This is a genomic window from Streptomyces sp. NPDC004788 (genome assembly GCF_053601115.1).
Window position 1 is genome coordinate 1 of the sequence record NZ_JBSGBF010000105.1, and the last position, 8,291, is coordinate 8,291.

General features: G+C 70.3%; 5 protein-coding genes. 3 read left to right on the forward strand and 2 right to left on the reverse strand.

Annotated elements, in window-relative coordinates:
* Nucleotides 1-93: 93 nt before the first annotated feature.
* On the reverse strand, nt 94-462 hold the full coding sequence (locus tag ACWEJX_RS31900; protein ID WP_451610896.1) for a hypothetical protein: 369 nt from the start codon (nt 460-462) through the stop codon (nt 94-96).
* Nucleotides 463-675: 213 nt separating this feature from the next.
* On the opposite strand from ACWEJX_RS31900, the gene ACWEJX_RS31905 reads away from it, so the two are divergent.
* Nucleotides 676-1,593, forward strand: a complete 918-nt coding sequence (locus ACWEJX_RS31905) for a poly-gamma-glutamate hydrolase family protein (RefSeq protein ID WP_451610897.1) — start codon at nt 676-678, stop codon at nt 1,591-1,593.
* 95 nt (nt 1,594-1,688) lie between these two features.
* On the opposite strand, the gene ACWEJX_RS31910 is transcribed toward ACWEJX_RS31905, so the two are convergent.
* On the reverse strand, nt 1,689-4,616 hold the full coding sequence (locus ACWEJX_RS31910; protein ID WP_451610898.1) for a glycoside hydrolase family 48 protein: 2,928 nt from the start codon (nt 4,614-4,616) through the stop codon (nt 1,689-1,691).
* Nucleotides 4,617-4,882: 266 nt separating this feature from the next.
* Between ACWEJX_RS31910 and ACWEJX_RS31915 the strand changes: the two genes are divergently transcribed.
* Nucleotides 4,883-6,415, forward strand: a complete 1,533-nt coding sequence (locus ACWEJX_RS31915; protein ID WP_451610899.1) for a cellulose binding domain-containing protein — start codon at nt 4,883-4,885, stop codon at nt 6,413-6,415.
* Nucleotides 6,416-6,431: 16 nt separating this feature from the next.
* A complete protein-coding gene (locus tag ACWEJX_RS31920; protein ID WP_451610900.1) occupies nt 6,432-8,204 on the forward strand; it encodes a glycoside hydrolase family 6 protein in 1,773 nt (590 codons plus the stop codon).
* Nucleotides 8,205-8,291 lie beyond the last annotated feature (87 nt).

An 8,291-nucleotide genomic window follows, 5' to 3' on the forward strand; every position in this document is an offset into this window, starting at 1 on the left:
CCCCACTTTAAAATTGTTTTGGGTTTCCGGCCCTTCTCTTACCCCCGCCCTCTCCCAACCCCACCGGCCGCAGCTCAACCGTGCACGGTGCGGTCAGTAGACGCGCTTGAGGGTCCAGGCGTTGTTGTTGAAGCCGGAGTTCGGGAAGGCGACGCAGGAGCTGGAGTAGTAGGAGCTGGTCGCCGTCCAGCCGGCCGGGTAGTACGTGGAGCCGCACGCCTGGACGACGGTGCCTATCGGCAGACCGGTCAGCTGCTTGATCTGCTTGATGTTCGGGTCGAAGTTCTGGGTGCCGCAGCTGGCGCTGTAGCCCCAGCTGACGTCGACATAGCCCGCCGGGGTGGCGGTGCTCGCGCAGGTGGTCGTCACGTCACCGGGGGCCGCCTGGGCGGGCGCGGCGGTGAGGGCGAACATCGCGGCGGCGCCGGCGAGGGCCATGGCAGTGGTGCGCAAACGGGTCATGAGGGGCTCCTTGGATCGGAAGACGACCAACGGGAAACAGCACCCGTTTCTACGGCTTGGCGCACGAATCGCGACAGCCGGTTTCCGGTCTGAGCGATCAAGCCACGTCGCCGGTTATCGGATCGCCCACCCCGCTCACCGGACTCTGCTCCTTGTCATGTTCAGAGGGACCCCGCCGAAGCGGTCGTCGGGACGTGGTGCAGGATCACCCTCATGACGAACACCAGCAGACGTACCGTGCTCGCCTCCGTCGCCGCCGTCGCCGCGGGCCTGCCCACGCTGAACGCCGTGGTGGGCGACGGCGCCACGCCCGCCGCGGCCGCGACCGAGTTCTACAACTCGAACACGGACATGTACACGAGGAACGCGGCCAATGAGGGCGTCGAGTGGATGCGGCGCTTCCGCATCGGCGCGCCGGTCCAGGTCACGGACAACGCGAAGAACACGAGCGTCGCCGTCAACAGCACCGCGGTCATCGCGCCGCACGGCGGTTCGATCGAGTCGGGTACGAGCGAGCTGTGCATGGCCGTCGCCGGCTACACGCCCTTCGACTACACGACGGACCCGGCGAGCGCCGCGGTGGCGGGCGAGCCGCAGCGCGACTACTGGATGTACGAGGCGCTCTCCAACCCGGACAACCAGCACGTCACGTCGACCCACTGCGACGACCCGGCCGCGCTGGCCGCCTGCGCCAACAACCTGTACGCGGTCTCCCTGCACGGCTTCAGCGACACGACCGAGAAGAAGATCAACGTCGGCGGCCTGGACGCGCGGCTCAAGCGCAACCTGCTCGCGGCCTTCGACAAGTACGGTCTCAACACCAAGAACAGCAACCCGGACTGGAACGTGACGGTGGTCCTCGCGGGCGCCACCGACCCCATCAACGGTGACGACCCGACGAACATCGTCAACCGCACCCGCACCGGCGCCGGCGCGCAGCTGGAGATCTCCACGGCGCTGCGCTCGGCGATGTTCGGCACCTTCTCCGGCGCCGCGAACCGCCGCACGACGGCCGGCGTGCCGAGCACCGCCGCTCCCTACGCCGACCACTTCTGGAACGGCTTCGTCAACGCCGTGCGCGAGGCGATCAAGAACCACGAGCTGGGTCTCGACGTCGTCCCGGCCGCCTAGCGACCGCGTTCCGGCACAGCGAACGGGCGGACCCCGGACCGGGGTCCGCCCGCCCGCGTCGTACGCGGGGCCGCTCGCTCACGCGGCGGCGGCCCTTACTCGAGCAGCTGCGCGTACGAGCCCATGGCCATGGCGATGTCCGCCTGGGCCCAGAACCGGTGGTAGGTGAAGACGGGGGCGGCGCCGCCCGCCAGGTACGCCTCGACCTTCGGCCAGGCCGGGTCGTTCTTGTAGAAGGAGCGGATCGAGACGAAGGTGGACGAGGAGTTCACGGCGTCGCCGTTCGGCATGGTGCCGGTCCAGCCGCTCGGGACGTACACGGGGTCGTCGAAGCGGTTGTAGTCGGCGCGGGTCTCCGGGACCGCGATGCCCAGCGGGTCCTGGTAGTGGGCCCACATGCCGTCGAGGAGTGCCTTGGCGACCCGCTTGGCCTCGGCGTGGCCGGACCTGGCCGCGTAGTAGGTCAGGGTCTTGGCGTAGGCGGCCGCCACGCCGACGTCGTCGGTGTAGTCGGCGACGGTGACGTGCAGTCCGGCGTTGGCGCCGGGGGCGGCCGGGTTCCAGGTGTCGGGCGCGCCGGACCACTGGAGGGTGGCCGGGATGCGGTAGGTGCCGTCCGGGTTGATCGTGGTCTTGGACAGCGCCCAGGAGACCCACTTGTCGAGCACGGTCTTCGCCGCGGTGTCGCCGGTCTGCTGGTAGTACTCGGCGACGCGCTCCATGGACCAGGCCTGGAAGCCGAACCACTGGTTGGACGGCGGGTCGTGGTAGACGGGCTTCTCGTCGTAGTACATGCCGTGGAAGGTGGGGGTGCCGGCCGGCGGGGTGGCGTACCGGCCCTGCCAGCTGTTGGTGGCGCCGCCCGCGATGGCACCCTCGTCGGACTGGAGCCAGCGGTAGAACTCCAGCTGGCGCCCCAGGCTGGTGGCCCAGTCGGCGGCTCCGGTGGCCGACTTGGGCCTGAGCGGGGCGTAGCTGCTCAGGGCATAGGCCGCGAGCGGGTTCTGGTAGCCGCCGTGCGCGTGGCTGGAGCCGATCCGCCAGGACCAGGCGGCCGAGGTGTCGGTGGCGCCGCCCCAGGCGTAGTACCAGGACAGCAGGTAGTGGGAGCTGTCCTTGCCGGTGCCGGCGGGGCAGGTGGTGGGCCCGACGCAGTCGCCGATCTTCTTGAAGTACTTGTCGAACATGGCGTAGCGAAGGTAGTCGCCCATCTTGGCGGCCTTGCCGACGGTCGTGGCGACCTGGGCGCCCTTGCCCTGCTGCTTGGCCCACACGTCGGCCCAGTAGGCGGCCTGGACGGCGCGGGCGTCGGCGTCAGGGGCGTCGGTGAACTTCCACTGCTTCGCGTAGGAGCTGTCACCGGTGAACAGGTCGAGGTAGCCGTTCTTCCCGCCGTAGGCGAACCGGTCGCAGGTGGGGTGGGTGACGGTCTCCCAGACGGACTCCTGCGGGCCGCGCTGGAAGGTGTTGACGTACGAGGGGCCGGTCGCCGTCGGTCCGGCGGAGCACTTCCCGGGCCCGTTGCCGTAACCGTAGACGTTGTCGACGTCCTGGATCCAGTGCATGCCGTAGATGTCGTCGGTGCCGTAGGCGCTCTTCAGCTCGGCGGCGAGCGGGTCCGTGCCGGCCGCGACCGTGCTGTCGAGCCTGGCCGGGTACTGGGACGGCAGGTCCCACTCGGGGGCGTAGGTGGCGGGCTTGCCCGCGTTGTAGGAGGAGTTGGTCGGCTGGTCGGCGTGGGTGGGGATCATGTACTTCTCGAGCGTGTCCCACGCGCCGTTGAACTTGGACCAGTCGCCGGTGATCCTGCCGTACATCGCCTGGAGCCAGACGAGGTAGCTGTACGCCTCGGAGGTCGTCTCGTGGCCCTGGTCGGGGGCCTCGACGATCAGGGTCTCGACGGAGTGGTACGGGATGCCCTCGGGCGAGAAGTAGCCGTTGGCCGGGTTGGTGATCTTCCCGTAGAGGTCGAGGAAGCGCGCGTCGTACGTGGAGTTCGCGGCGAGCTGCGCGACGGTGACCTCGGCCTTGGCGTGGCCGGGGGCGGTCGCGGTGAAGACGGCGGTGCCGGTGCCGGTGGAGGCGGCGGTGACGGTCACGCGCTGGGCGGTGTCCCAGTTCGCCGGGGTGAAGGTGAGCGTGGTCGGACTCGCGGTGAGGCCGGTGACGCCCGAGGTGCGGGCGACGGTCACGGTGACGTCCGCGCTCGGCCGGGTGGAGAGCTTCAGGTCGAAGGTGCCGGTCGCGCCCTGGCGTACGGAGAGCTGGGCGGGGCTCGCGACGAGTGCGGGGCCGGCGGCGACGGTGATGCCGACCGGGGCGGACTCGCCGGTGGCGCCGAGCGAGTCGTAGGCCTTGGCGTACAGCGAGTGGGCGCCGGCCGGCAAGGAGGTGGCGCCGAAGGTGTAGGGCGCGGTGGTGTCGGTGCCGATGAGGCTCGTGTCGCTGTAGAACTCGACCTTGTCGACGGTGGCGCCGTCGGCGGCGGCCGCGGTGGCGGCGAGCGGGACGGCGTCGCCCTCGGTGTAGACGGCGCCGGGGGCGGGGCTGGTGAGGACGGCCACCGGCGGCTGGTGGGCGCCGGTGCAGGCGGTGCCGTTGACGGCGAAGGAGCTCGGGGCGGCGTTGGTGCCCGTGTAGCTGAACTGGGCCCCGGTGGTGACGGCGGCGCCGGCGGCGACGGTCCCGTTCCAGTCGGCGTTGGTGACGGTGACGCTCTTACCTGACTGGGTCCAGGTGCCGTTCCAGCCGTTGGCCAGCTTCTGGTCGCCCGTGTAGGCGTAGCTGAGGGTCCAGCCGTTCAGGGCCGTGGTGGCGCGGTTGGTGAGGGTGAGCTCGGCGGTGAAGCCGGAGCCCCAGTCGTTGGTCTTGTAGTCGACGCTGCACTGGACGGCCGCCGTGGCGGCCTGGACGGGCGGGCCGACGGCGAGCAGGGCGGCGGGAAGGGCGAGTACGGCGGCCAGCGCGGTGAGCGGCCGGACGGCACGGCGCACCCGGGGTGGTCGTGGCGATCGCTGTGGCATGCGGGTGGTTCTCCTCGCGTCTCGGCGGGTGGGGGTGGAGCGAGGGCGGAGCGGTCAAGCTCTGAACCAGTGGGAGCGCTCCCACTGTGCAGATCCGGTGAGACGCCGTCAAGACGCCCGAAGAGTCGAAGGCATTCCGCCGACCAATTTGGTCAACTCCTCTTTTCCTTGAGGGAAGTTGTCGCTACGGTCGGCCCGACCAGTGGGAGCGGATCCAACCCGTCGGCGCGCCGTCACCGGTGTGCCCTCGCCGTGAGGACTCGCTCATGCGCCATCCCCCACGCTTACCGGCGCTGCTCGCGGGAGCAGCGCTCACCGCGGCGAGCACCGCTCTCGCCGTGGTCGGTACGGCCACCGGAGCCGCGGCCGCACCGGTCTGCACCGTGCAGTACTCCGTCACCGGCTCCTGGGCCGGCGGCTTCCAGGGCGCGCTGACCGTCACCAACAACGGTCCCTCCGTGAGCTCCTGGAAGCTGGACTTCGACTTCCCGGCCGGTCAGGTGATCAGCCAGGGCTGGGGCGCCAGATGGTCCCAGTCGGGCGCGAGCGTCACCGCCTCGAACGAGAGCTGGAACGGTTCGCTCGCCACCGGGGCGAGCGCGACCACCGGCTTCCTCGCCTCGTGGTCGGGCAGCAACCCCGCTCCGGGTGCGTTCACACTCAACGGCACGGTCTGCAACCAGGCCGCGCCCCCGACACCCACGCCCACTCCTACTCCCACTCCCACTCCTACTCCCACTCCTACTCCGACCCCCACCCCGCCCGCCCCGACCCCGGTCACCGGCGCTCCCGAGCTCGGCGTCACCGGCAACCGGCTCACCGACCAGAACGGCGCCACCCGCCGGCTCCTCGGCGTGAACCGCTCCGGGGCCGAGTTCATGTGCGTGCAGGGGAACGGCATCTTCGACGGACCCGTCGACGACGCCGCCGTCCAGGCCGTCGCCGACTGGAAGGCCGACGCCGTCCGCATCCCGCTCAACGAGGAGTGCTGGCTCGGCCTCGCCAACGTCAAGCCCGAGTACCGGGGCGCCGCCTACCAGACGGCCGTGAAGGACCTGGTCGGCCGGGTGCTCGCCCACGGCATGACCCCGATCGTCGAGCTCCACTGGACGTACGGCCAGTACACCGGCAACTCCGCGGGCTGCGCCGACGTCCACGCCACCTGCCAGAAACCGATGCCCGACGCCCAGTACACCCCGGCGTTCTGGACCTCCGTCGCCGAAACCTTCAAGAACGACCGGCGCGTCGCCTTCGACCTGTTCAACGAGCCCTACCCGGACCGCGCCACCCCCACCGCCGCCCAGGCATGGACCTGCTGGCGCGACGGCGGAACCTGCCCCGGGATCGGGTACGAGGTCGCCGGCATGCAGGACCTGGTGGACGCGGTCCGCGGGACGGGGGCGCAGAACCTGCTCCTGGTGCCCGGCCTCGCGTACTCCAACGATCTGAGCCAGTGGCTCGCGCACCGCCCCATGGACCCGGCCGGCCGGCTGGCCGCCGCCTGGCACGTCTACAACTTCAACTCCTGCGTGGACGAGACGTGCTGGGACAGCACCCTCGCCCCGGTCGCCGCCCAGGTCCCCCTGGTGGCGGGCGAGATCGGCGAGAACACCTGCGGGCACGGATTCGTCGACCGCGTCATGAAGTGGTTCGACGAACGCGGCCTGTCCTACCTGGGCTGGACCTGGAACACCTGGAACTGCGCCTCCGGGCCGGCCCTGATCACCTCGTACGACGGCACCCCCACCGCATTCGGCACAGGGCTGCGCGACCATCTGCGCGCCCTGAACGGAAACTGAAAGGGCACCCCACACCATGAGCCGCACGAAAAGCCGCACCGCCCTGTTCGCGGCGCTCGGCCTGATCGCCGCCACCGGCGCGACGGCCACCGCCCTGAGCACCGCCACCGCCGGCGCCGCAGCCGCCGGCTGCAAGGTCGACTACCAGGTGGCCAGCCAGTGGAACTCCGGTTTCACGGCCAACGTCACCGTCACCAACCTCGGCGACCCGGTCAACGCCTGGACGCTCGGCTGGAGCTACGGCGGCGACCAGAAGGTCTCCCAGGGCTGGAACGCCGACATCACCCAGTCCGGCGCCGCCGTGACCGCCAGGAACCTCTCGTACAACGGAACGCTCGCGACGGGCGGTTCCACCTCCTTCGGCTTCAACGCCACCTACAGCGGTACGAACGCGGTGCCGGCGACGTTCACGCTCAACGGCGTCACCTGCACCGGCTCCGTACCGCCGACCACCCCGCCCACCACACCTCCGACGACGCCGCCCACCACCCCGCCGACGACACCGCCGACCACGCCGCCCACCACCCCGCCGGCCGGCACCAAGGTGGACAACCCGTACGTCGGAGCGCGGGTGTACGTGAACCCGGAGTGGTCGGCGCACGCGGCGGCCGAGCCGGGCGGCACCCGGGTGTCGAACCAGCCCACCGGCATCTGGCTGGACCGGATCGCCGCCATCAACGGTGCGAACGGCGCCATGGGCGTGCGCGCGCACCTCGACGAGGCCCTGCGGCAGAAGGGCGACGGCGAGATGGTCGTCCAGTTCGTCATCTACAACCTGCCGGGCCGGGACTGCGCGGCCCTCGCCTCCAACGGCGAACTCGGCCCGACGGAGATCGACAAGTACAAGACGCAGTACATCGACCCGATCGCGGCGATCCTGTCCGACCCGAAGTACGCGGGCCTGCGGATCGTCACCACGGTCGAGCTGGACTCGCTGCCCAACCTGGTCACCAATGTGAGCGGCCGGCCGACGGCGACCGCGAACTGCGACGTGATGAAGGCCAACGGCAACTACATCAAGGGCGTGGGCTACGCCCTGAACAAGCTGGGCGCGATCCCGAACGTCTACAACTACCTGGACGCCGGCCACCACGGCTGGCTGGGCTGGGACGACAACTTCGGGCCGTCCGCCGAGCTGTTGAAGACGGCGGCGACCGCCGAGGGCTCGACTGTCGCCAACGTGACCGGCTTCATCGTCAACACCGCGAACTACAGCGCCCTGAAGGAGGACCACTTCAGCATCGGCGACACGGTCAACGGGGTCTCGGTGCGCCAGTCGAAGTGGGTGGACTGGAACCGCTACACCGACGAGCTGTCGTACGCCCAGGCGATGCGCGACAAGCTGGTCTCGGTCGGCTTCGACTCCAGGATCGGCATGCTGATCGACACCTCCCGCAACGGCTGGGGCGGCACCGCCCGTCCCACCGGACCCGGCGCGAAGACGGACGTCAACACCTATGTCGACGGCGGCCGTTACGACCGTCGCATCAACCCGGGCAACTGGTGCAACCAGGCGGGTGCGGGCCTCGGCGAACGCCCGAAGGCGGCTCCGGAGCCGGGTATCGACGCGTACGTCTGGATGAAGCCGCCGGGCGAGTCCGACGGCGCGAGCAAGGAGATCCCCAACAACGAGGGCAAGGGCTTCGACCGGATGTGCGACCCGACGTACACGGGCAACGTCCGCAACGGCAACAGCATGTCCGGCGCCCTGCCGGACGCGCCACTGGCCGGCCAGTGGTTCTCGGCCCAGTTCCAGGAACTCCTGAAGAACGCGTACCCGGCGCTGTGAGGCGCGCCTGAGTCACGACCCCGCCCGGGCGGGCCGGCACCTAACGGTGCAGGCCCGCCCTCCCGCAAAGCGGGAGGGCCCGGGGAA